The following is a 24,607-nucleotide window of genomic DNA, read 5'->3' as shown; positions in this document are numbered from 1 at the left end:
GTGGTATACCTCTGCAAAGTAAATCAGTGCCGGATAAGTTCAGGCCTCAAAATATTATTTGGCCGAAACTTTATGCCCGGATCTGGGCTTTATACCTATCTATGGCACTATCTATCGGCTCCAAAGCCCCAACCATCCAGCTACCATCCACCTCGGATAGGCTCTTCCGACTGGAAGACTACCTCGGCAAACCCTTGATTCTTTTCTTCTATCCCAAGGACTTTACCAAGGGATGCACGGCTGAGGCCTGTGAATTCCGCGATCAGTTCACCGAATTTCGCGACATGGAAGTCCCCGTTTTCGGGATCAGCAGGGACGACATTCCTACGCATGAGCGGTTTAAGGAAGCCTACAAGCTGCCTTTTGACCTCCTCTCCGATTCCGACGGCAAGGTCTGCAAGGCCTACGACGCGCTGGTCCCCCTGATCAAAATGCCCAAGCGCGTCACCTATCTCCTCGATGCACAACACCACATTGCAGGGGTGTTTGAGGGACTCTTCGAAAACAAAAAACACGTGAGTGCGATGATCGCGCAATTGGGCAAGTCCTAGTTGGCCACGATCAACCCATCCTGCATCACCACCTGACGGTCGGCCATCCCGGCAAGCTCCTCGTTGTGGGTGACGATCACGAAAGCCTGCCTGAGTTCATCTCTTAATTTGAAAAAAAGCTCATGCAGGCTTCTTGCGTTGGTGGTGTCGAGATTGCCGCTGGGTTCATCGGCAAAGACCACCGAGGGATTGTTGATCAAAGCCCTCGCCACGGCAACGCGCTGCTGCTCCCCCCCGGAGAGGGTCGCCGGCTTGTGGTCCAGCCGGTGGCTGATGCCGAGGATCTCGGCGAGTTCTCCAGACCTTTTTTTCAGGTCGGAAGCGGAACTCCCGCTGATATAGCCCGGAATCTGGATGTTTTCCTGGGCGGTGAATTCGGGCAGGAGATTGTGAAACTGAAAAATAAAACCGATCTGCTGGTTTCTGAAATCCGCCAGTCTATCCCCCTTCAGCTTGAGTAGGTCTTTGTCCTGCATGCGAAGCTCCCCTCGTTCGGGTTGGTCCAGGGTTCCCAGGATATGCAGCAGCGTGCTTTTCCCCGCCCCCGAGGAGCCCACGATCGACACTATTTCAGACTCGGAAATTTCAAGATCAACGCCCTTCAACACGTGTAGGCTTCCATAGGATTTGTGGATCCCTTTGGCTATCAGCATGGTAGATTTTTTTGAGTTTTTAAAAGTAAAACAAATCCCTCAAATACAGGAATTAAAGCCTTTTCTTAGATAAAAATGGAAAAATGCGGTTTGATTTATCAACCTCATCGCCTTATCTTCGGCAAAAATTCCAGAGAAGGTAATCGAGCATGGCCGCTACCGCCAAAATACTGGGGAAGCAGCCAGTCATGCGAGATAGCTGTCTGGATGGCCGCTGAAAAAAACACAATCACATGAATATTCACGAATATCAGGCAAAAGAAGTATTGAAAGGTTACGGCGTGAGGATCCAGGAAGGCATTGTAGCCGATTCCCCTGAGGCCGCTCACGAAGCTGCAGTCAAACTAAACGCTCAAACCGGTACTTCCTGGTATGTGATCAAAGCCCAGATCCACGCAGGTGGACGCGGCAAAGGCGAAGTGAAGGAAACCGGCTCCAGAGGTGTGGTTCTTGCCAAAAAATTGGACGACGTCAAGGAGAAGGCTTCTGCCATCTTGGGCGGTACCCTGGTGACCATCCAGACTGGTGCTGAAGGCAAAAAAGTAAGCAAGGTCTTGGTAGCCGAGGATGTGTACTATCCTGGTGCTTCTGAGCCAAAAGAATATTACATGTCCATCCTCCTGGACAGAGCTACCGGATCCAACGTGATCATGGCTTCTACCGAAGGGGGCATGGATATCGAAGAGGTAGCCGAAAACCACCCAGAAAAAATCATCAAAGAGTGGATCGATCCCAAGGTTGGTCTTCAAGGCTTCCAGGCTAGAAAGGTTGCTTTCAAATTGGGCCTTACCGGTACCGCCCACAAAGAAATGGTGAAATTCATCGCCGCGCTTTATAAGGCGTATGTGTCTACCGACTCTTCCCAGTTTGAGATCAACCCAGTGTTGAAGACTTCTGACGACAAGATCTTGGCCGTGGACGCCAAAGTCAACCTCGATGACAATGCGCTATACCGTCAGCCGAAACTGGCTGAGCTGAGAGACTTGGCCGAAGAAGATCCTTTGGAAGTAGAAGCTGGCAAATCTGGCCTGAACTATGTGAAGCTCGACGGCAACGTGGGCTGTATGGTAAACGGTGCCGGTCTTGCGATGGCAACTATGGACATGATCAAGCTTTCCGGCGGTGAGCCTGCCAACTTCCTGGACGTGGGAGGAGGAGCTAACGCCACTACCGTAGAGGCTGGTTTCCGTATCATCCTTCAGGATCCAAACGTCAAGGCGATCTTGATCAACGTATTCGGCGGTATCGTTCGCTGCGACAGAATCGCAAACGGTGTCGTGGAAGCCTACAAGTCCATCGGTGACATCAGAGTTCCTATCATCGTTCGTCTGCAAGGAACCAACGCTGAGGAAGGCGCAAAAATCATCGATGAGTCTGGCTTGAAGGTCTCTTCTGCCATCACGCTGAAAGAAGCTGCTGAAAAAGTACAGGCTGTACTCGAAGCATAAGATAAAATAGACGCACTCGTAGTTCAACTGGATAGAATATCGGATTTCGGCTCCGAGGGTTGAGGGTTCGAATCCTTCCGAGTGTACAGAGCCCAGACGCAAGTCTGGGCTTTTTTCATTTCCAGTCTCCTCCTCTACCGGGCTTGAACGGGGGGAACAAGGTAGGGAGTTGGGAATTTTTACCCCAGGCACTATACTTTTGCACGGAGTCGCCTCGTTTTCCAAAAAAATTGAATTATTCCATGGTGGGAAAATAAAAAAGCAGGAGAAGATCTCCTGCCCTTTATTTGAAAACTAAACCAACTATTATTTAACTACCACAATGAATTCAAAAATAATACAATTCTATATAAATCAAAATCCCAAAGAATAATTTGTATTTTTTTTATTTCTTCTCAGGAAAGTTTCCCCTTTTGAACGCCAAACCAAGCGCGAGTCCCTGGCTAAATTGTATTTTTTCATCCTGGTCGATATCGTAGATCGTCAGCGAGGTCAAGCTGACGTTTACCGCATTGGTGATTTTTGCAGTGAGCCCGAAGTCCAATCTGTGATCTACCGTGTCAAATGCCAAAGTCTCCAGGTTAGCGTACATCATATATCGCATCGTCAAAGCCAGATTCTCGGAAATTTTCTTGTTCCAGTCTGCCTGTATGTTGAAGGCAAGCCACTCCTGCCGCACCGTCTCTCCGATTTCCACGCCGTAGTTGTCTTCTACATTCAGATACAGGTCGGTATCGGTGACGAAGGTAAACCGCGGGGCAAACGGAGACAGTCGGAGACTAAACTCCGAATTGGGCTTGTATTCAAAACCCAGTGAGGTGGTCAGGTAGGCAGGATTGAGAAACTTCGAAATCAAGAGCCTCGGATCTTCGTCAAAATCATAGCCCGGTGCGAATTGGCTGAGGAAGTTTACCCCAAAATAGACATTCCAGTTTTTCCCGATCGCATAGCCCAGCTTGGAATCGATGAAGATCCGGTCGTTGGACTTGCGGCCGTCTTCATCCTCGTTTTTGACCACACCGTAGATCAGATCCAGAGTGTTGTCCCACGACCACTTGTCCTTGGCGTAGTTGGCTCTTCCGAGAAGCGTCGCGCTGAAAGCGACCGAGTTCACGCCCCCACCCGTCCAGTTGCTGCTGAAGGATGCCTGGTTGATATTCAGACCGCCCCCGATTTCTTTCAGCCAATAGGTGGTGTCAACGGGGATTTTTGCTGTGGAATCCATGTCCTGAGCCGCAGCGATTCCCAATGTGACAAAAAATAGAAAAATTGTAAATAACTTTTTCATATCGTTTTCATTTAGAATAATAGGCCTAAAATAATGAAATAGCAGTATGGAAAAAGACTTTGAGCAAGAACTAATCGTCAGGGACTATCTCGCGCGGCAGCGCACCACTTTGGCCAATGAGCGTACGCTCCTTTCTTACATCCGGACATCGCTCTACTTTTTGGTATCGGGCACCGCCCTTTTTGAAGTCAACAAGCTTGCGCATGTGCGTGAGCTGGGCTACCTCGCGTTTGGTTTGAGTTTTGCCTTTTTGGGAGTAGGAATCTTCAATTACTTCAAAGTGAAGCAAAAATTGAAGAAAGGAAACTACTTCACCATGTAAGCTATGACCTTCGAAACCGGACTTGTCCTCGGCATCATCTCCCTGGCGGTCGTCTTATTCTTTACGGAAAAATTCACCGTAGACACAGTCGCCATAGGAGTCATGGTGCTGTTCATGCTGCTGGGCATTCTGGATCTGAAAGAGGGCATGGCTGGCTTCGCCAATTCCGCAACTATCACGGTTGCAGCCATGTTCGTCATTTCGCAGGCTATCTTCAAGACAGGAATTCTGGATCAAGTGAGCGTCTATCTGGGCAGTCAGGCGGCCAAAAGCGAGACCGCCCTGATCTTCAGTCTCATGCTCACCTCGGGTCTGCTGTCGGCTTTTATCAACGATACTGCGGTGGTCGCGCTCCTCATGCCCGCGGTCATGCAGATCAGCGACAAAAACCAAATCCCTCCGTCCAAGCTCCTGATGCCGCTTTCCTTTGGGGCGCTGATGGGGGGAATTTGCACACTCTTGGGGACAAGTACCAACATCCTGGTCAGCGGCATCGCCGAAAAGGCCGGACTTCCCAGCTTCGGCGTGTTTGAAATGAGCGCCATGGGCCTGGTTTTTTTGGCCGCAGGCACACTCTACATGGTGACCCTGGGCAAGTGGCTCCTACCGAGCCGCAACCCCAATACCGGCCAATCCGACAGCTATGATCTCGGCAACTACCTCATCGAGATCACCATCACCGAAGCCTACGAACAGCTGCAGGAACCGATCTTGAAACAAAAGATCTTCAAAGACGGGGACACCAAGCCCCTGCAGATCGTGCGGGAGGACGGCAAGCAAGTGAAGGTCTATCCCAATACCGTGGTGCTGTCCGGTGACGTGATCCGGGTGACCGTGGACCAAAAACACCTGGAGCGCCTCAAAAAAACCAAGGGGGTGGAAATCAAGGCCGATCTGGACTGGAGCTCTGAGACTGCCAGCGGGCAGGACGAAAAGCTTTTCGAGGCCATCGTCACGCCCAACTCTTTTTTGGTCAACGAAAGCATCAAGTCCGTCAGGTTCCGGAGCCTCTTTGAGCAGGTGACCGTCATAGGGATCAGGCACCGCAAGGGCTTGCTGGACAAACTGATCGCAGGCTCCACCTTGAAGTCGGGAGACGTCCTCTTGCTCCGCGCGACCGAAGAGACGATCCAGTCGATAGACCGCTCCGAAGACCTACTCTTAGTATCGGGCAGAAAAACCGAAATCCTCAACAAACTCCAGGTGGTTCTCACGCTCGGGATTTTGGGTCTGGTAATCGGCTCGGCCGCTCTTGGCATCTTCCCGATCACGCTATCCGCGACTGCCGGGGCTTTGGCGATGGTGATGCTCCGGGCCATCACGCCTGACGAAGCTTACAAAGCCATTGACTGGAAGGTGATATTCATGCTCGCGGGTGTACTGTCCATGGGTGCCGCGCTGGAGAAGACCGGCGGCGCTCAGCTCATCGGACAGGGCGTCTTGGACCTCTTTGGTTCCTATGGGCCGAGGATCGTACTGAGCGCCATCTTTGCACTGACCTTCCTCCTCACCAATGTCATGTCCAACAACGCCACCGCGGCCCTGCTCGCTCCCATCGCGATCAGCATTGCCGCGTCCATGGACGTGGAGGCAAGGCCATTCCTGATGGCAGTGACCTTTGCCGCCAGCCTTAGCTTCATGACCCCCATGGGCTATCAGACCAACACCATGATCTACAATCCCGGCAACTACCGGTTTTCGGATTACATGAAGGTGGGGACTCCGCTCAACATCCTCTTTTGGATCATTGCCAGCATTTTTATCCCGATTTTTTTTCCATTTTAAAAGTGCGATCACCGGCATAGCCTCTGGCGAAACACAAGTTCCAGCAGATCTATTCTTGACATCGAGAAGTGAAATAATCAAAATTGGAAAAATTCAACCCAACTTAAAGGCAATTCTATCTAGGAATCGTATTATTTTGGATTGTTAGTTATTTTCAAAATATATTTAATTTTTAAAAGAAACATTCAAAATTATGTTCTTTTTTGGTGTTGAAATTATTTATCACATTTCATACATTTAGTTACATTTTTATTAGTACAAACCACTGATATTCACATGTGATATGGCGATTTCCTCCTCGATTCAGGCACAGTTTTTCCTCAGTCTCAAGTCCTCCATCCCCTCCTACGCTTCGCTGGTAGATGAGGTAGCCGAAACACTAAATGTGAGCATGGATAGCGCCTATAGGAGAATCCGGGGAGAAAAACTCCTCGATTTTGACGAACTGAGGGTACTTTGCAAACGCTTCAACGTCTCTCTGGACAAGTTTTTCAGTATGGAATCGGACTCCATCATCTTTCAGGGCAAGACCAACACCTACCAGGAGGAAAGCATGGTCGAGTGGATGGAGGACGTACTCTCCCAACTCAACTTGGTCAACAGTTTCAGCAATAAGCACGTCTACTTCCTGGTCAAGGACATGCCCCCCTTTCACCACTACTATCATCCCGCCTTGGCAGGGTTTAAGTTTTTCTTTTGGATGAAGTCCATCCTGCTCTTCGAAAATCTCAAAAACGCCAAGTTTTCCATCTCGGACAACCATTTCGAGCGCTTTCGGGAGGTCACGCAAAAGACCATCAAGGTCTACAACCGCGTCCCCACTTCGGAAATCTGGAACGAAGAGGGGCTGAACACCACCCTGAGACAGATCGAGGTCTACCACGAAATGGGCCTGATCAAAAACCCCGAAGACACCATCACCCTCTACCGATGCGTGATGGAAGTCATCGACCACCTGGAAAAAATGGCCGACTCAGGCCGAAAATCCATCCTTGGCCAAGCTCCCACCGAAGACTGCGCCGAATACAAAATGTACCTCAATGAGATCGTGCTGGGCGACAATACCTTCATGGCGGAGCTGGGCGACTCCAAGATCACCTATCTAAACCACAGTGTGATGTACTTCATCGGCTCCATGGACAAAAAGTTCAACGACTCGATGTTCAAAAATCTGGACAACCTCATGAAGCGGTCTACCCTGATCAGCGGTACGGGGGAAAAGGAGCGTCGGCAGTTTTTCAACAAGCTGCGCAAAAAGGTGGAATCCAAGATGCACGTGATGGAAGTTTGACAGAAATCGAACTCAGGATTGGGCTGAAAGTACTTTTTTGGGTTAAATTTCCCCCATGAAATACGCCTTCTCTATTCAGTTTTTATGCTTAGCGACGCTTTCCCTGGGAATGATCACAGCCTGTGACTCTCCCAAAAACACCGGGGAGGCCGTCGCATCCACCGACAACCGAGTCATTTTTTCCCAGCCCGAGCCACCCAAAAAGGAAGCAGGCATGGCTTGGATTCCCGGCGGAAAGTTCACCATGGGCACCAATGAGGCGGACGCCTATGCCGCTGAAAAGCCCGCTGTGGATGTGGAAGTCGCCGGATTCTGGATGGACACCCACGAAGTCACCAACGAGGAGTTTGCGAAGTTTGTGGAGGCGACAGGCTATATCACCGTGGCCGAGCGCAAGCCGGAATGGGAGGAGCTCAAAAAGCAGCTTCCCCCAGGCACGCCCAAACCTGACGAATCCGTGCTCGTCCCGGGTGCGATGGTCTTCACGCCGCCTCCCTACGCCGTGCCTACGGATGATATTTCACGCTGGTGGAGCTGGGTAAACGGTGCCAGCTGGAGGCATCCGGAAGGCCCCGGAAGTTCTATTGAAGGAAAGGAAAAATACCCCGTCGTACAGGTTTGCTACGAAGATGCGCAGGCCTATGCGGAGTGGGTGGGAAAAAGACTGCCTACGGAATTCGAGTGGGAATTTGCCTCCCGGGGTGGGGTCAACGGTAAGCGCTTCGCTTGGGGTGACGAGCTCAATCCCAGCGGACAATACTTGGCCAATACCTTTCAGGGCATTTTTCCGCACAACAACGAGGGCACAGACGGCTACATCGGCGCCTCGCCAGTGGGCTCTTTCGCCCCAAACTCCTTTGGCCTCTATGACATGATCGGGAACGTGTGGGAGCTGACCTCCGACTGGTACGACGCCCTGAAACTCGCCAGACTCGCCGGACAGGCCCCCAAGCTGGATGCCAATATGAACCCCTGCTACAACCCGGACAACCCCTACGCAATGGAGCGGGTGATGAAAGGCGGCTCCTTCCTCTGCGCGCCCAACTACTGCGTCAATTATCGCCCTTCTGCAAGACAAGGCACTTCCTACGACTCCGGCTCGTCCAACGTAGGCTTCCGCCTGGTCAAAGATGCTCCCACGGTCGCCAGTATTCAGTAGGCAGTTTTCAGTGGGCAGTAGGCAGTCTGCGAACTGCAAACTGTCCACTGCTAACTGCCCACTGAATCAATACCCTTTGATCATACGGGCGATGTACTTACCGACGATGTCAAATTCGAGGTTGACGCGGTCGCCTACTTGCAGCTGGTGAAAATTGGTATGCTCGTAGGTATAGGGAATGATCGCTACAGAAAAGCCCCCCTGCTTGGAATTGAAGCAGGTCAGGCTGGTGCCATTGATGGTGATGGAGCCCTTTTCCACGGTGACATTGCCGGTGGCGGCATCGTACTCAAGGTCAAACAGCCAAGAGCCATCCTCATCGCTGATCCGCTTCACCACGCCGGTCTGGTCCACGTGCCCCTGCACGATATGTCCGTCAAAGCGTCCATTGGCCGGCATGCAGCGCTCCAGGTTGACTTTTTTTCCCACCTTCCAGCCCGAGAGGTTGGTCTTCTGGATGGTCTCGTCTATGGCCGTCACGCGATAGCCGTTGGCGTCCACCGCGACCACCGTCAGGCAGACGCCGTCATGGGCTAGGGATTGGTCTATCTTGAGCTCGGGAGCTATCTCCGAACTCAGGTCAAAATGTACGTTGCTGCCCTCGGTGGTGATTTTTTCGAGGGTGCCAAAAGACTCGATTATTCCTGTAAACATGCCTGAAAGTTAAACTTCGATGAATCAAACGGATAAGCAAAAAATGCCTTTCCGGGTTCAAAGTAAGGTAAATATTCGTTTATCTTCGAGCACCCAAACCCCTCCGGCATGCTAAAACTCGAAGATACCTACCTACACAAAGGGAAACGTCGCGCACTTGTCGCCGAACTTCGTGCAAAGGGTATCCAAAGCGAGAAAGTGCTCGATGCGATCAACACGCTGCCCCGCCATTTTTTCTTTGACACCGCGCTCATCTCCCATGCCTATGAGGACAAGGCCTTCCCCATCGGAGAGGGTCAGACCATCTCCCAGCCCTATACGGTGGCGTTTCAGACCGAGCTGCTGGACGTGAAGTCGGGCGAAAAGGTACTCGAGATCGGCACCGGATCCGGCTATCAGGGCAGCATCCTCCATCTTCTGGGCGCCGAAGTGTACACCATCGAGTACCAAAAGAAGCTCTTCGAAGGCACCCAGCGCTTTTTGAAAAGACTGGGAATCGAGATGAACCTGTTTTACGGCGATGGCACGGGCGGCCTGCCCCAGCATGCGCCCTACGACAAGATCATCGTCACGGCCGGAGCGCCCATCGTACCGGAGGCTCTGATCGCGCAGCTGAAAGTCGGCGGCATACTCGTGATCCCCGTAGGCGATAGAAGGCGGCAGACCATGGTGAAAATCACCAAGAAGTCCGCCAAAAACATAGAAAGGGAAGAATTTGAGGGCTTTGCCTTTGTCCCCCTATTAGGCAAGGACGGCTGGAAGCATTGATTTTTCCACAGAATAATATTCTGATTGGTATAATCGGACTACCCAAAACAGAATATTATTTCTATTTTTGTTCAAAATCGGTTTTATGGCTAAGCAGAAGTTTGCAAAAGAATCCGTCACCATCATGACGGAAATGGTATTTCCCAACGACACCAACGCGCTGAACAACCTCATGGGCGGACGTCTGATGCACTGGATGGACATCGTAGCCGCCATAGCAGCCCAAAAACACTCCAACCGCATCGTCGTCACCGCCTCCGCGGACAGCATATCTTTTAAGCAGCCCATCAACTTGGGGAATGTGGTCACCCTCCGCTCCCAAGTCACCCGGGCCTTCAACTCCTCCATGGAGGTTTTCATCGAAGTCACGGCAGAGGACATTCCCGCCAGAAAGAAGCTCATCACACACCGGGCCTACTTTACCTTTGTGGCGGTGGATCAAAACGGAAGACCCATCGAGGTACCTGAGCTCGTCCCGGAGACCGAGGAAGAAATCGAGCACTTCGACGGAGCCCTGAGACGACGTCAGCTGAGGCTCGTCTTGGCCAAGCGCATGAAGCCCGAAGACGCCGTGGAGCTCAAGTCCATCTTCAACATTACCGAGAAGTAGGCCCATTTAGGTGGATCTGCTTTTCGCGCCGCGAGTTCTTTTCCTTCTGTTGGCTTGACCCAACAGAACCGATCCTGCTAGCTATTGGGAGCAGATTTGCCCCCGATAGTCATCGGCGCTCCTACCGCACAAGGCCGAACGCCGACTAGATGGCGAAACCCAGCCGTGATTTCCCACTCCGAGGATTTGTAGCGAGCAACTCTCTGACCGCCATTTTGCCCACTTCCCAACTTCCTTGCCTCCCGACCTTCCACTTCCTACTTCCCGACCTCCTACCTCCCACTCCCCTTTAAATCCCATTCAAACTTTGCCAAGCGGCTTTTTTTGCCCAATTTCCAGCCATGGAAAACCACAGCCTTGAGGAGCTCAAATCACTCATAGAAGAGGAAATCTACCTCATCCCAGAAGATCGGGAGGCGATACTTGCCAGTTTGGACTCCGCCCCGGACACCCGCACCGAGTCGCCCAAGCCCCCGGTCCAGTCCAGCGACGCTGCCGCAGCTGCGCCCTCCCCGGCGCCAAAAGCCCCTCCTGCCCCGGTAGAGGAGCTTGTGCCTGAGCCTATTCCGGTCAAGGGCAACTTCTCCAAGGGAGTCCTGATCCTGCACGAGGAAGCCTCGCTGCGGGAAGACCTGATGGAGATGCTGGTGAAGATGATCAACGCCTGTGGCCACTCCATGGCCGAGATCGGCCTGCTGCCTGCCAAAGACCTGGAAGGCCGCAGCATGGAGGAATTCAAAGCCCTCAACGCCCACACCATCCTGAAGTTTGGCAGGGTAAACCACCCCATCAATGCTGTCCAGGCACGCCCCTACGAGGTCCACGCCGAGCGGGAGACCGAATACCTCTTTGCCGACTCCCTCACGGCAATCTCCGAAAACGTCGCCCTGAAAAAGAAACTCTGGACCTCCCTGCAAGTCCTCTTTAACCTTACCTGATCAAACGAATGAATACCGAACAAACCAAATGGGCCAGGCGATTTAAGTGGATCAGCCTGATCGAAGGCCTCTCATTTTTGATCCTCCTGGGCATAGCCATGCCGCTCAAGTACGTCTTTGACCTGCCGCTGGCGGTGACCTACGTAGGCTGGGCCCATGGACTGCTTTTTATCCTGTACGTCTACACCGTTTTTCCCACCGCCCACAGGCTCAAGTGGGACTTTGGACGGACGCTTTTTGCGCTGATTGCCTCGGTTTTGCCCTTTGGGCCTTTTATCTTTCATAGATATCTGAAAAAAGACCAACAAGTGCACTTCTAGACCATGGCATTGATCAGTAAGAAAAAGCTCATTTACCCCATCAGTCCGGTTCTGAGGCGCTACCTGATCAAGTATTCCCGGGAGGTGGACATCCCCATCCACTACCACGAGCTGCTCCGCTACAACGGCTCGATCGCGCTCTACGACACCAAGGACCAGGATACCCTCTGGGAGACGGTCTTCTATGCCGAAAGCGACCGCGAGGAAATCCACCAAAACGTCAAAAAGATCTACGCCCTCCTGAAGGCCGGCGGGGACATGAGCGTGATGGAGCACCTCTTCGTGGACCGCATCGACCTCTGCGTATATGGCAACACGCAGCCGTTTCGGGTGCGCATCGTCAACCGGATCAACGACAACTTCGACTACTTCTACATCAAAAACGCGGACGCCTCCCGGGTCTATGGCCTTGAGCTGGAGGACCTCCTTTCGCCCAACCGCATCAGCTACCTCGTCCACCAAAACACCCTCATCGAGGAGCACATTGCGGGCATTCCCGGGGAAAAATTCATGAAGCTGCACATGGAGGATCCCCACCTGAATCCCATCCGTCTGGCCAAGGAGTTTGTCAAGTTCAACGAACGCTGCTTTGCCAGGCTGTTGGGGGACATGCACTCGTCCAACTTCGTGATCGACGTCACCCCGGACTTTGAGGAGACCCACTACCGCATCCGGGCCATAGACTTTGACCAGCAGAGCTATGAGGGCAAAAAATCCATCTACCTGCCCCAGTATTTCAAGGAAAACAACGTCCTGATCCAGCTCGGCATGAAGTACATCACCCCGGAGTCCATGCGCCAATACCAGCGCGAGGAGCGGGCGCTCATCTCCACCCGGCTCAAGTCCTCCCACAAGGAGATCGAGGACATCCTCCGCTGCATGGAGCACGATCACCTTGCCCCCGAGGAAAACGTGGACAGCCTCAAAAGCGAACTGGCCCGGCACTACAAAAACACCGCCTTTCTCACCTGCAAAAACATGGGCGAGATCCTCCGCCTCAGCCTCACCCAGCTGGTGAAGTGAGCAGACTTGGGGTACTTTTGGACGCGCCGACTACTTCTGCGAGCAAAAAACGGCTATATTCAACGATGTTTTCTATCTGAAAATTGACGGAGGGCGCGGTTCTGGACCACTGGCGACGGCGCACCGGCACAAACTGGTTTTCCCTTCATGGCGCAATTCAAAAAAGACTTTGGAAAATTCGAATGGCTGGACATCGAAAAGCCAAAGCAAACCGAACTCATAGACCTGACGCACCCCTTCTACATTGACATCAACCTGCTGGACGACGCCCTGGAACACGGACACCTCCCCAAGCTGGAGAAGCATGGCGTCTTCACCTTTTTGATCTTCCGGGCCTTCACCGTCGAGCCCCACCTGAACCACACCACCGTGGCCAAGCTCAGCAACAAGGTGGCCTTTCTCATCAACGATGACAACCTGATCACCATCCACCAGAAGCCCTTCCCCTTTCTGGACAAGTTCAAGGACAGGGAGTTTGGGGATCCTGAGGCACTTATGCTGGCGATAGTCTTTGAGATGCTGCTGTCCTTCGAGGCGCCGGTCAACTGGCTCAGCGACAAGATGGACGAAAATGAAAAGGAAATCTTTCTCAAAAAACACGGCAAGGTCTCCATCGAGCAGCTGTACTATCAAAAGTCCAAGGCCAGGATCTGCCGAAAGCTCCTGCAGTTTTCCCACAACGTGCTCAATCAGCTCGTCGTCAAGCAGGAAAACGTCTCCAACCTCCAGGACATCCGCGAGTCGATCATCAACTACATGCTCCAGCTCGAAGAGGTGATCGAGGACGCCCAGTCCATCCTCAACACCCACCTCTCCCTCACCGCCCAAAAGAGCAACGACGTGATGAAGCTCCTGACCGTCTTTTCGGCCTTCTTCCTGCCGCTCACCTTCATCGTGGGCGTCTATGGCATGAACTTCACCAACATCCCCGAGCTGCACTGGCGGTGGGGCTACTACGTCACCTGGGGGGTGATGATCTCCATCTCCGTGGTGATATTTTTATGGTTTAAGCGAAAGAAGTTTGTCTGAGCCGTCCCCTTTTATTCCCCTTTTTACCCAAGCCCTATCAAAACCATGAGTGCTATCCTCGACAATCCCATCTGGAACGCCCTGACCACAGGCAGTAAAATCCACGCCGAAGGCAACGACTGCGTCCGGTACATGCAGCGGGACAAGGGGCAGTTTGTCGGCTTCCGAACCTACTCCGCCGACGAATGGGAGGACTTGGGGGGCTGGTTTGCCCAAGGGGGTCCCATCATCCTCTTCACCCCGGGCGAAGTCGCCATCCCACCGGCCTGGACGCTGCGCTTCCAGAGGCCCATCTGGCAGATGGTCTTCGAGGGCAAGGTCGCCCCCGAGGCCAGCGGTCCTGCCCGCGCCCTGCCGCTCACGGAGGCACACGTCACCGAGATGATCGCTCTGACCCAGCTGACCAACCCCGGCCCTTTCTTTACCAAGACCATCGAGCTGGGCAGGTACGAAGGCATCTTTGAGGACGGCCGACTGGCCGCCATGACCGGGCAGCGCCTCAATCCCAGCCCCTTTGTAGAGGTGAGCGCCGTATGTACCCATCCCGACTTCCTCGGCAGGGGCTATGGCGCCGAGCTGGTGCGCAACCAGATCCAGTACATCCTGGAAGAGGGCAAGACGCCTTTTCTCCATGTGTATCCCGACAACTACGGCGCCATCCGCCTCTACGAGCGCTTGGGTTTCAAGCTCCGACGGGAGATGCGGGTGTATTTTTTGGAGAAAGCTTGATTCCCGTTACTGCGAGGCACGAAGCAGTCTCTCACCGCTCTTCGGAATTCCGAAGCAGTAACCCAGGATTTGCAATCCGAAAAACCTGCCCACGAAAGCGCCAAACCGAGGGGAACGGCGGTCTATCCCGAAGGGATGGCATGTCTATAGAAAAATCCCCACCGCCGAGGCCATCCGACTCCCAAGGAGTCGCATCTGTCCAAGGCCTAACCATGTTATAAACATATGACCCCTGCTGGGTCTTTCTGGACGATACGCATTGAATTTGTCCTTTCCCCCGGTAGGCGTAGTCCGCGATTGGCATCGGGAGCAACGCCGCCTTCCTATCTCTTCGAATTTGTGACGGTCGTTCCACATCGGTTTTCATTTGCCGTATCCTGCCTACGGCAGTCTCGTGCCCCACACACCAACATCCTACCGAGCTTTCGTGCCTAGCGGCACTGTCCTCACTCGGAGCTTTTCTGCTGCTTCGGTGACTTAGCCACCAGCCCCCGCGGGGCGACAGCTCGGTAGTTTCCATATCCACAAACAACTGGCAAGTCCCGTAGGGACGAAAGAACACAACCTGCCCACCGCCCCAGTTAAGCGGCGCGATCCCCATCGGGAGAAACCTCGCCTTCTTATCCCTTAGAATTTGTGATGGTCTTTCCACATCGGTTTTCATTTGCCGTATCCTGCCTACGGCAGTCTCGTGCCACACACAGCAACACCCTACCGAGCTTTCGTGCCTAGCGGCACTGTCCTCACTCGGAGCTTTTCCCTACTGCTGCTTCGGTGACTTAGCCACCAGCCCCTGCGGGGCGACAGCTCGGTAGTCTCCATATCCACAAACAACTGGCAAGTCCCGTAGGGACGAAAGAGCACAACCTGCCCGCCGCACCCGATAAGCGACTCGATCCCCATCGGGAGAATCCCCGCCTTCCTATCCCTTAGGATTTCTAATCCGCGATGAAGAACAGGCAAATGGCTAAAGCCATTGACCGTTCGGTGACGCCAACCCATAGCCCACGGTTTAAACCGTGGGCTATGCAGCGGCTCCACACCCCAAGATTTGCAATCCGAAAAACCTGCCCACAAAAGCGCCAAACCGAGGGGAAGGGCGGTCTATCCCGAAGGGATGGCATGTCTATAGAAAAATCACAATCGCCGAGCCATCCGACTCCTATGGAGTCGCATCTCCCCAAGGCCTAACCATTCTATCAACAGGTGACCCCTGCTGGGTCTTTCTGGACGATACGCATTGAATTTGTCCTTTCCCCCGGTAGGCGTAGTCCGCGAAACCCATCGGGAGTAAACCACCTTCCTATCTCTTCGAATTTGTGACGGTCGTCCCACATCGGTATTCATTTGCCGTATCCTGCCTACGGCAGTCTCGTGCCTCACACACCAACATCCTACCGAGCTCTCGTGCCTAGCGGCACTGTCCTCAGTCGGAGCTTTTCCGCTGCTTCGGTGACTTAGCCGCCAGCCCCTGCGGGGCGACAGCTCGGTAGTTTCCATATCCACAAACAACTGGCAAGTCCCGTAGGGACGAAAGAGCACAACCTGCCCGCCGCACCCGGTAGTCAGAATCCGCTATAGCCATCGAGAGAAACCCCGCCTTCCTATCCCTTAGGATTTCTAATCCGCGATGAAGAACAGGCAAATGGCTAAAGCCATTGAACGGTCAGTGACGCCATTCTATAGCCCCCGACTTAAGCCGGGGGCTATACAGCGGCTCCACAACCCAGGATTTGCAATCCAAAAAACCTGCCTACGAAAACGCCAAACCGAGGGGAGCGACGGTCTATCCCGAAGGGATGGCATGTCTATAGAAAAAATCACAATCGCCGAGGCCATCCGACTCCCACGGAGTCGCATCTGTCCAAGGGCCTAACCATGCTATAAACAGGTGACCCCTGCTGGGTATTTCTGGACGATACGCATTGAATTTGTCCTTTCCCCCGGTAGGCGTAGTCCGCGATTGGCATCGGGAGCAACGCCGCCTTCCTATCTCTTCGAATTTGTGACGGTCGTTCCACATCGGTTTTCATTTACCGTATCCTGCCTACGGCAGTCTCGTGCCCCACACACCAATACCTACCGAGCTTTCGTGCCTAGCGGCACTGTCCTCAGTCGGAGCTTTTCTGCTGCTTCGGTGACTTAGTCACCAGCCCCTGCGGGGCGACAGCTCGGTAGTTTCCATATCCACAAACAACTGGCAAGTCCCGTAGGGACGAAAGAACACAACACGCCCGCCGCACCCGGTAGGCGGCGCGATACCCATCGGGAGCAACCCCCCCAAAAAAAATCCTCCAGTCCAAGCAACCCACCCCTGCTTTTTCCCATCTCTGACTCAAACCTAAACCAATGAAAAAGCTAAAAACCACGCTCGTTGCGCTTTTCGCAGCCTGCCTATCCCTCTCTGCCCAGGAGCTGCAGCAGCCCCTGGAGGAAGTGCCCATGTCCAACCGCGGCTATGCCCTGCTCAAAACGGGCGAGATCGTAGAGGGGAGAATCCTCACCACCAGCAGCACCCGCGGCATCACCCGGGTGAAGCTCGAAGACGAATTTGGCAAGAGCCACACCATCAGCGCCGAAAACATGCATGAATTTGCCGTCGCCATGAACGCCGCCGTCCGACTCCAGTTTGCCAACGAGCGGGGCTCCTCGGTGAAAAAGCTCCTGTCCAAAAACCAGCCCACAGCAAAGCCCACCGACTACCTGATCTTCCGCAACACCAGCATCAACGGTGAAAAGGAACTCCTGCTCCAGCTGCTCAACCCCGGCTTTGACGAGCAGTTTGAGGTCTTTTACGATCCTTTTGCCCGCAAGACCACCGCGCTGGAAGGGCAGTACATCACCTGGACGGGTGACAAGCACCGGGCCTACTTCGTGTCCAAAAACGGCGGTCCGCTGGTCAAGGTGAAGAAGGGAAACTATAAAAAGACCTTTGGCCAGCTCTTTGGCGACTGTTCCCAGCTCGCCGGTACGAGAAAGCCACGCCTTCAAGACCTGGGACAGCACATCGCCCTCTACTCGGCTGCCTGCCCATTCCAATGATTTTTAGCCCGTGGCTTCTGCCGCGGGCTGCCCATTGGCTTGGCGGATATCAAATCCCAAACCCCGATGCCGCCCACCTTGGGTAGTGTGCTTTTCAAAACCCACCCAGGCTGCCGAGCTTGTCGACGTACCCGGTTGCCGAGCCTGTCGAGGCACCCATCCAGAATAAATCAAAGAGCAGCCTCTGAAAATGGTTTTTTTCGCGGACTTTGTGGATATTTCAGCATTGCCAATCCACACCCTTACCCTGATTGAGTACCACTTCCCTTATCAAGAATAGACTGCCACTGGCAGCCCAAATCCTGGCTTTCTTGGGTTTGGTCTTTGTTGTCAGCTGGTTTTTGGACATCCGCGCACTGCTTCAGCTCTTTCCAGACCTGCCGGGTATCAAGTTCAACTCGGCCGTTTTGCTGGCGCTCACCGGAATCTGCTGTTGGTCTTGGCTGAGTGACAAGGCTGTCGCTGTCGCCCGGATCTTGGCCGCGCTGATCTTGGCCACGGCATCGCTCTCCCTTGCCCAGGACTTTCTACAGGTCAACTTGGGCCTGGATGAGCTGATCGTGGAAGACGGGATAGGAAGGGCTGAGGGGAGCCCCACTCCGGGACGGATTCCCGGAATGACGGCGATCATCTACCTCCTCTTTGGCTCTTCCCTCCTCTTGTTCACCGCTTCCCGTCCCCGGCCTTTCCTCGGACAAATCCTTCTCCATGGCATCAGCTTGCTGACCTTCATCGCCCTGATGGGCTACCTGATGAAGGTGCCGGACTTCTATACCCTTTCCTTTCTCACGGGTATCTCGCCCAGTATCGCGCTGATCTGGTTTGTCTTTTCCCTGCTGCTCACGCTGCAGCACGCCCATCTCGGGGTGACGGGATTGCTCATAGGTGACAAAAAAGGCAGCATCCTCGCCCGAAGGCTAACGCCTAGGATTATCCTGGCTTTGGTGGCGATCAGCTTTGCCTGGATGCAGGTGCAGCGCCTGGACCTCATCCAGGTGGACTTTGGCATCGCGCTCTTTGCCTTGAGCATCCTGGTGGTCGGTCTGTTTCTGGTCTGGGATGCAGCGGCCTGGCTCAACAGATCCGACGAAAAGCGGGTAAAAGCCGAGCACGAACTCCTCCTGGCGAAGCAAAACCTGGAAAAGATGGTCGAGATCCGTAACCAGGAGCTCAAGGGTATCCTGGACTCCGCGGCAGTGTCCATCATCGCCACGGACAAAAACGGCCTGATCCGCCACTTCTCCAAGGGGGCCGAGCGCATGCTGGGCTACGCCGCCGACGAGGTGGTGGGCAAAGCGAAGCCGGAGCAGTTCCACCTACCCATCGAGGTCCAGGCGAAGGCCGCCCAGATGAGTAGGGAGCTCGGAAGGCCCGTGCAGTGGCATGACGTCTTTACGCTCTATCCCCTGCAAGGCAAAGTGCACTCCGACGAGTGGAACTACCTGCGAAAGGACGGAAGTACCTTCCCCGTGCAGCTCAATGTCTCCCAGATCAGATCAGACAATGGAAAACACCTGGGCTTCATCGGCATCGCCACGGACATCACCCAGCTGAGCAGCTCGAGAAAAGAGCTGAAAGACCTCCTCGATAAGCTGGAATCCAAAAACAAGCAGCTGCTCAACTTTGCCCATATCATCTCGCACAACCTCCGCTCTCCGGTCATCACCCTGGATGCTTTGGTCAAGTTTTACAAAACCGAGGAGGAAGAAGGGCAAAAAGAGGAACTCTTTGGGCTGGTGGAGCAGGTGATCAAAAACCTCCTCTCCTCGATGGAAGAGACCATCGATATCCTGAAGGTCCAGGAGGACACCGACCAAAAAATCGAGGCCGTCTCGCTGGCGGAGGTCTATGAGAAGACCAAAACCGCCCTGATCGGCAAGATCAGGGAATATGCGGCGGAGGTACAGGTGGACTTTGGTGACATGCCCACGCTCCATTTTTCCAAATCCTATCTCGAAAGCGTCTTCCTCAACCTGATGTCCAACGCGCTCAAGTACCGGCACCCCGACCGTCCTCCCCTGCTTTCCATCCGCTCGGGTATAGACCAGGGCAATCCTTTTCTGCTCTTCTCGGACAACGGGCTCGGCATAGACCTGAAAAAGCACGGAGGAAAGGTCTTTGGGATGAACAAGACCTTCCACAAAAACCCCGATTCCAAAGGTGTGGGACTCTACCTCGTCAAAACCCAGCTGGAATCCCTCGGAGCGCGGATCAGTCTGGAAAGCCAGGTGGACGAGGGCACCACCTTCCGAGTGGACTTCTTGGCCGATGCGGCGGTGAGGTAGTCATCAAAATCCCCTGCCAGGCCACTTTAATTGCCAGACAGGGAATTGTCAAAATCTGCCGCCGGATAGGCCTTTCGGCTTCCCAAATCAAAACCCATTGCCTTACCTAGGGCTTTTCCACCAGCTGCAGGGCCTGCTCCATCACGGCATCCCTGCCGGAAAGCATGTCCTCTGCCGTGGTGATCACGGCCACGTCGGGGACGATTCCGCGGTTCTGGTCTATTCTCGGGCTGACGTTGGCCATGTGGAAGCCCAGCCTCGGCACGCCCAGATCGATCTTTGAGTTTGGCAGTGTGAGGATGGTGAAAAATCCGCTGCTGTTCACCGCCGCGCCGCCGGCCGTCTCCTCCCCTACGAAAACAGCCCTGCCGTCGGACTGCGCCCTGGAGGCAAACTCGGTCGTGACCGAGAAGCTCTGCCCATCCAGCAGGACGATCACTTTACCCGAGAAGGCATTCTTGTAGGGCTTTTGGGTCTTGTCCGGGGCAAGGCTCAGGCGGTACACGCCATCCTTCTTTTTATGGAAATTGTTGGCCAAGCGGAAGAGCTTGGAGGTATAGTGGGGAAAGTCTACTTTTTGGTTGGGGCGGGTGCTCAGGAAGTCGTAGTAGTCAAACTTGCCCGCAGCCAGGTACCTGTACAGCGCTATGCCGTATTTCTCACTTCCCCCTTCGTTGCCACGCAGGTCAAGGATCAGGTTGGAAATGCCCTCGCGTTGCAGGGATTCAAAGGAGTTTTTCAGGAAATCCCCGTAATCCGGCTCCTCCTTGAAAGTATAGAACCGGTTGATGTCCAGTAGTCCAGTCCAGCCATTGAGCAGGCGAAAGGAAAAAGGCTCCTCCTCGGCAGCAAAGGCCTGCTCGATCTGCGCTTTTCCCACGCCCGCTCCCTTCCACTCCCATTCCTTTCCGTCTTGGGAGAGCAAGACGTGATAGGTATCGGCGATCCCGTATTCGGTGGAGTAAAAGGCGGAAAAGTAGCGGTTGAGCTCGAAATATTTGCCGCCTAGGCTCTCCCCGTCTCCATAGGTGAGGCCGGAAAGCAGCTGCTGACGAAGCGTGGCGATGGCTTGCCCGTTGATCGCTTTGACTTCCGCCAAAACAGGCACCGACTCCCCGCCGAAGTGGCCCAGCACCTTCACGGACTCGCCTTGGAAATAGAGCTGTAGCGGGAACAGCCCCTCGGTGAAAAAGCCGTAGTGCTGATCTTGGCCCTGGACGATCCACTTGACGTGCCCGTCCTTCAGCGCCACCAATGCCGGCCGCAGCAACTTGTAAAACTCCCGCTGGCTCAGGGGACTGCCCAGCTGGGCTTCCAGAGAATCAAAGAGGTTTGAAAACCGCTTCTGGTCGGTGTAGCGGTACATTTCCGGATGAAATGTCTCCAGCGCGTCGCGGAAAATACCCAGGTCCTCCCGCATCTGGTCAAGGCTGAGCTCTTGGGCCGAGAGGCCGGGAATCCATAGCACCAAGGCGCTCAGTAATGCCAAAGTTGTCTTTTTCATGGTCAAGATTTTATCCCAAAGATGTCCATAGCAGGGCCTGGGTTGCACCGGCTACCTCCAAATCCCATCACATAAACATGTGATTTTCATCTCCCAAAAAATCCGAAATATGGGCCAAAGACTTAATTTTAGTACGTCTGGCAAGCATTCCAAAAGAGCCCTTGAGAGATCCGTCGAACTACATGAAAAAACTTCTGCTCTTCTCTTTGCTTCTTTTTCAGTGTCTGTTCGTCACCGCGGAGACCAAGCGCTTCTTTGTCAACCGCTTTGGCACTGCCGAGGGACTGGCGACCAACCAAATCCTCACCCTCTACAAAGACCGCCATGGCTTCCTCTGGATCGGCAGCTCCAACGGCCTGCAGCGCTTCGACGGGCGGAAGTTTATGAGCTATGGCATCCGCAGCCCGGAAGTGCAGCCAAGCAAGCCCGTGTCGGAGATCCTGGCCGACAGCGAGGGCAGGATGTGGCTGCGGGTGGGCGACGAGTATGGCAGCTACAGCGCCGAAAACCAGCTTTTCTCCCCGGTGCCTTTTGAGAAAAAGGAAGACCGCTCCCAGGGCGAGTCGCTCTGGATGGACAGCAAGGGCAGCCTCTTTGTGATCCTCAACAACAACAAGCTCCTCTGGATCGACCAGCAGAAGGGACTCGTCACCGACCAAAACCTTCCCATCAAAATCCCCGAAGGCTGGAGGCCTAGGGCCATCTTTGAAGACAAAGCAGGACTGTATTGGATCAGCCATGTGGAAGGGATCAGCGTCTATGATCCTGCGAGAAAGGAAATCTACACCCGCGACCACAATCCCCTCGGGCTGGAGGTGCTGAAAAATCCAGACTTCGGCTACGTATTCAACTACCACCAGGATGCCCAGGGAGTCTCGTGGATCAACTACTGGGCACCGGATGAGCGCCTGGTCTCTTACGACCCCCGAAACAAATCCTGGAAAAACCACAAAACCCAGCTCAGTCCCCCAAACCACAACTACCAGGAGGCATTTGGACATCTGGAGCTGCCTGACGGTGCCATATGGCGCTACGGCATCCAGACCTTGGCGGACTTTGACCGCGAGTCGGGGCAGTTCAGACCCCTGGTGCAATCTGACCTACGCTACGACAAGATCTCGAAGATGATCTGGGATGAGGCTGGGGGACTTTGGCTGGCGACAGACGATGGCCTCTACTTCCTGCATTTTGATACGCCGAGCATCTACTTTCTGGAGGAGCAGCTCCAGGACGGCAACTACGAGTACCAGGCGGTGGAGGAAGTCATCCATGACGGCGATACGACGCTCTGGCTGGGGAGCTGGGGCAAAGGCCTGCAGCTGCTCAGTCTCAAGACCGGAAAAAAAGACGTCTCCTGGGCTTATCAAGCTGCGCCAACCTCCAGCGAGTCGCTCCAAGTATGGGATATCCATCACGACAAATCCCGGCAGCTGGTCTGGGTGGGACTACAAAATGGCCTCCTGCAAGTGATCGACCTCCGCTCCAAATCCGTCCAATTCCTCTATCCCGAAGCCATCGGCGGATCCACCATCCGGAGCATCGCCCAAGATGGACGGGGCAATCTTTGGTTTGGCACCCAAAATGGCAGTGTCATACGGTATCAGGGGCAGGGCCTTGACGGGGCGGGCTTCCAGCGCATCAGGAAGTTTCCAGGGCGGATTCCCCAGCTGCTGGTCAGCCGGGACCAAAAGCTATGGGTAGCCACCAACAACGAGGGAATCTATATCCTCGACCTGGAGGACGGCAAAACCCTCAAGCAGCTCGACGCACCCCTCCTCTCCTCCAACGACATCCAAAAGCTCCTCCAAGTCAACGACAGCATCTTCGTCTTTGGCCACGAGCTGCTCAACAAGTACAACTCCAAGAGCGGGGCCAACGAGGTCTTTTCCTTTTCGGATGGGCTGGTAAGCAACAAAATCCAGCACCTTCTCTCCGAAGCCAAGGGTTTGGTCTGGGTCTACACGCCGGACGGAATGGGCCGATTTGACGCCAGCAGCAACACATTTTATTCTTTCGGCAAAAACCATTTCTTCTCCAAGATCCCCAGCGATGGACGCGGCGGCACGCGCCTGGCATCGGGGGAGCTGGCTTTTGTGAGCAGCAACTCCATCATGGTCTTCGACCCCGGGCAGTTTAAGCGCAACCTCGCCCCGGCCGTACCCTCGATCACCAACATCGAGCTTTTCGGAAGCTACATCGGCGACGGCTCGGTGCCGGCCACGCGGACAAAGTTTTCCTCCCACGAAAACAGCCTGAAATTCGACTTCAACATCCTTGATTTTACCATCCAAGACCGCTTCACCTACCACTACCGACTGCTGGGGGCGGATCCGGTCTGGCGGGAGGCCAAGGGTGACTTTGAAGCCGTCTATTCCCTCCTGCCTCCCGGAGACTACGCCTTTGAGGTAAAAAGCGCCAACGAGTCCGGGGACTTCTCCGAGGCTGCCGTGTACCGCTTTACCATACAGCCGGCGCTGATGCAGACTTGGTGGTTTAAGTCGCTCCTGGCCCTGGCCCTGCTGGCCCTTCTCTACCTGATCTACCGCCTGCGGCTCAACCGTATCCTGGCCGTGGTCAAAATCCGAAACCAGCTGGCCCGTGACCTCCACGACGACATGGGCTCCACCCTCAGCACGATCAACATCCTGAGCTCCATGGCAAAGACCAAGATCGGCACCGACCCGGCCAAGTCCAGCGAATACATTTCCAAGATCTCCGAAAACAGCCAGCGGATGATGGACGCGATGGATGACATCGTGTGGAGTATCAAGCCGCAAAACGACACCATGGAAAGGCTCATCGCCCGAATGCGGGAATTTGCCAACGAGGTGCTGGAGAGCAAGGACATCCTGCTCAGCATGGAGATCAGCGAGCGGGTGCTGGACATGAAGCTGAGCATGGACGCACGCCGGGACCTCTTCTTGATTTTCAAAGAGGGGATCAACAATGCCGCGAAGTACTCCAAGGCTACCCGTGTCTTTGTCTCTTTCGCACTGGAGCGGCAGACCTTTGTGCTGAAGATCAAGGACTACGGGGTGGGTTTTGACCCGGAAGACCTGGATCGGGGCAATGGACTGGAAAACATGAAAAAAAGAGCGAGAAACCTCAAGGGAAGCCTGGATATCCACTCCACGCCTGGAGAAGGCACGACGCTGCATCTGCAGATCCCCCATTGATTCCACATCAATATGTGATTGAGTCCTTGGGA

General features: G+C 54.2%; 20 protein-coding genes and 1 tRNA gene. 17 read left to right on the top strand and 4 right to left on the bottom strand.

The genetic code is table 11. The features are described 5' to 3' along the window. The first annotated feature begins 101 nt into the window (after window positions 1-101). A complete protein-coding gene (locus tag J0A68_RS13680) occupies window positions 102-551 on the top strand; it encodes a peroxiredoxin (RefSeq protein WP_206578772.1) in 450 nt (149 codons plus the stop codon). Here J0A68_RS13680 and J0A68_RS13675 read toward each other — a convergent pair. After that, complete coding sequence (locus tag J0A68_RS13675) at window positions 548-1,204, bottom strand: ABC transporter ATP-binding protein (protein ID WP_206578771.1); 657 nt, start codon at window positions 1,202-1,204, stop codon at window positions 548-550. The two genes, J0A68_RS13680 and J0A68_RS13675, sit on opposite strands and share 4 nt — an antisense overlap. 233 nt (window positions 1,205-1,437) lie before the next feature. On the opposite strand from J0A68_RS13675, the gene sucC reads away from it, so the two are divergent. Together sucC and J0A68_RS13665 are read left to right on the top strand one after the other, a co-directional pair. Continuing rightward, window positions 1,438-2,652: an ADP-forming succinate--CoA ligase subunit beta gene (sucC, locus tag J0A68_RS13670; RefSeq protein WP_206578770.1), complete on the top strand. Its 1,215-nt coding sequence runs from the start codon at window positions 1,438-1,440 to the stop codon at window positions 2,650-2,652. A 12-nt stretch (window positions 2,653-2,664) separates the two neighbouring features. Then, window positions 2,665-2,738: transfer RNA gene (locus tag J0A68_RS13665), tRNA-Arg, on the top strand. A gap of 299 nt (window positions 2,739-3,037) precedes the next feature. Here J0A68_RS13665 and J0A68_RS13660 read toward each other — a convergent pair. Then, entirely contained in the window at window positions 3,038-3,940 is a 903-nt protein-coding gene (locus J0A68_RS13660; RefSeq protein WP_206578769.1) for a DUF3078 domain-containing protein, read from the bottom strand. 46 nt (window positions 3,941-3,986) lie between these two features. Here J0A68_RS13660 and J0A68_RS13655 point away from each other — a divergent pair, with 46 nt between their 5' ends. The 4 genes from J0A68_RS13655 to J0A68_RS13640 all read left to right on the top strand — a co-directional run bounded on the left by J0A68_RS13655 (window position 3,987) and on the right by J0A68_RS13640 (window position 8,497). After that, window positions 3,987-4,262: a YidH family protein gene (locus tag J0A68_RS13655; RefSeq protein ID WP_206578768.1), complete on the top strand. Its 276-nt coding sequence runs from the start codon at window positions 3,987-3,989 to the stop codon at window positions 4,260-4,262. 3 nt (window positions 4,263-4,265) lie between these two features. Further along, window positions 4,266-6,047 (top strand): SLC13 family permease, encoded by a 1,782-nt coding sequence (locus tag J0A68_RS13650; RefSeq protein ID WP_206578767.1) that lies wholly within the window; start codon window positions 4,266-4,268, stop codon window positions 6,045-6,047. 283 nt (window positions 6,048-6,330) lie between these two features. Continuing rightward, a complete protein-coding gene (locus J0A68_RS13645; RefSeq protein ID WP_206578766.1) occupies window positions 6,331-7,338 on the top strand; it encodes a hypothetical protein in 1,008 nt (335 codons plus the stop codon). 55 nt (window positions 7,339-7,393) lie between these two features. Further along, window positions 7,394-8,497 carry a formylglycine-generating enzyme family protein gene (locus tag J0A68_RS13640; protein WP_236025594.1) on the top strand — a complete coding sequence of 368 codons (1,104 nt, stop codon included), beginning with the start codon at window positions 7,394-7,396 and terminating at the stop codon, window positions 8,495-8,497. Window positions 8,498-8,563: 66 nt separating this feature from the next. Here the strand turns inward: J0A68_RS13640 and J0A68_RS13635 are convergent, their stop codons facing one another. Then, window positions 8,564-9,151, bottom strand: coding sequence for a riboflavin synthase (locus J0A68_RS13635; RefSeq protein ID WP_206578765.1), 588 nt, complete (start codon window positions 9,149-9,151; stop codon window positions 8,564-8,566). Window positions 9,152-9,259: 108 nt separating this feature from the next. Here J0A68_RS13635 and J0A68_RS13630 point away from each other — a divergent pair, with 108 nt between their 5' ends. The 9 genes from J0A68_RS13630 to J0A68_RS13590 all read left to right on the top strand — a co-directional run bounded on the left by J0A68_RS13630 (window position 9,260) and on the right by J0A68_RS13590 (window position 19,895). Beyond that, window positions 9,260-9,919 (top strand): protein-L-isoaspartate(D-aspartate) O-methyltransferase, encoded by a 660-nt coding sequence (locus J0A68_RS13630; RefSeq protein WP_206578764.1) that lies wholly within the window; start codon window positions 9,260-9,262, stop codon window positions 9,917-9,919. An 85-nt stretch (window positions 9,920-10,004) separates the two neighbouring features. Then, window positions 10,005-10,529 carry an acyl-CoA thioesterase gene (locus J0A68_RS13625; protein ID WP_206578763.1) on the top strand — a complete coding sequence of 175 codons (525 nt, stop codon included), beginning with the start codon at window positions 10,005-10,007 and terminating at the stop codon, window positions 10,527-10,529. 341 nt (window positions 10,530-10,870) lie between these two features. Next, window positions 10,871-11,467, top strand: coding sequence for a hypothetical protein (locus J0A68_RS13620; protein WP_206578762.1), 597 nt, complete (start codon window positions 10,871-10,873; stop codon window positions 11,465-11,467). Window positions 11,468-11,475: 8 nt separating this feature from the next. After that, complete coding sequence (locus J0A68_RS13615) at window positions 11,476-11,787, top strand: DUF3817 domain-containing protein (RefSeq protein ID WP_206578761.1); 312 nt, start codon at window positions 11,476-11,478, stop codon at window positions 11,785-11,787. 3 nt (window positions 11,788-11,790) lie between these two features. Further along, window positions 11,791-12,810: a hypothetical protein gene (locus tag J0A68_RS13610; RefSeq protein WP_206578760.1), complete on the top strand. Its 1,020-nt coding sequence runs from the start codon at window positions 11,791-11,793 to the stop codon at window positions 12,808-12,810. Window positions 12,811-12,957: 147 nt separating this feature from the next. Then, entirely contained in the window at window positions 12,958-13,839 is an 882-nt protein-coding gene (locus tag J0A68_RS13605; protein ID WP_206578759.1) for a CorA family divalent cation transporter, read from the top strand. 45 nt (window positions 13,840-13,884) lie between these two features. Further along, complete coding sequence (locus J0A68_RS13600; RefSeq protein ID WP_206578758.1) at window positions 13,885-14,568, top strand: GNAT family N-acetyltransferase; 684 nt, start codon at window positions 13,885-13,887, stop codon at window positions 14,566-14,568. 2,349 nt (window positions 14,569-16,917) lie between these two features. Then, window positions 16,918-17,610, top strand: coding sequence for a hypothetical protein (locus tag J0A68_RS13595; RefSeq protein ID WP_206578757.1), 693 nt, complete (start codon window positions 16,918-16,920; stop codon window positions 17,608-17,610). A 251-nt stretch (window positions 17,611-17,861) separates the two neighbouring features. Next, on the top strand, window positions 17,862-19,895 hold the full coding sequence (locus tag J0A68_RS13590) for a sensor histidine kinase (RefSeq protein ID WP_206578756.1): 2,034 nt from the start codon (window positions 17,862-17,864) through the stop codon (window positions 19,893-19,895). Between the two features lie 106 nt (window positions 19,896-20,001). Here the strand turns inward: J0A68_RS13590 and J0A68_RS13585 are convergent, their stop codons facing one another. Beyond that, complete coding sequence (locus tag J0A68_RS13585) at window positions 20,002-21,399, bottom strand: S41 family peptidase (RefSeq protein WP_206578755.1); 1,398 nt, start codon at window positions 21,397-21,399, stop codon at window positions 20,002-20,004. 182 nt (window positions 21,400-21,581) lie between these two features. Between J0A68_RS13585 and J0A68_RS13580 the strand changes: the two genes are divergently transcribed. Then, the gene (locus tag J0A68_RS13580; protein ID WP_206578754.1) at window positions 21,582-24,575 is read left to right on the top strand and encodes a sensor histidine kinase; all 2,994 of its coding nucleotides are present in this window, start codon (window positions 21,582-21,584) and stop codon (window positions 24,573-24,575) included. The last annotated feature ends 32 nt before the right edge of the window (window positions 24,576-24,607 follow it).

The organism is Algoriphagus oliviformis, assembly GCF_017254915.1.
Taxonomy (GTDB): Bacteria; Bacteroidota; Bacteroidia; order Cytophagales; family Cyclobacteriaceae; genus Algoriphagus; species Algoriphagus oliviformis.
Note: the sequence above shows the minus strand (reverse complement) of the source record. Positions and strands in the feature narration are given on the sequence as shown.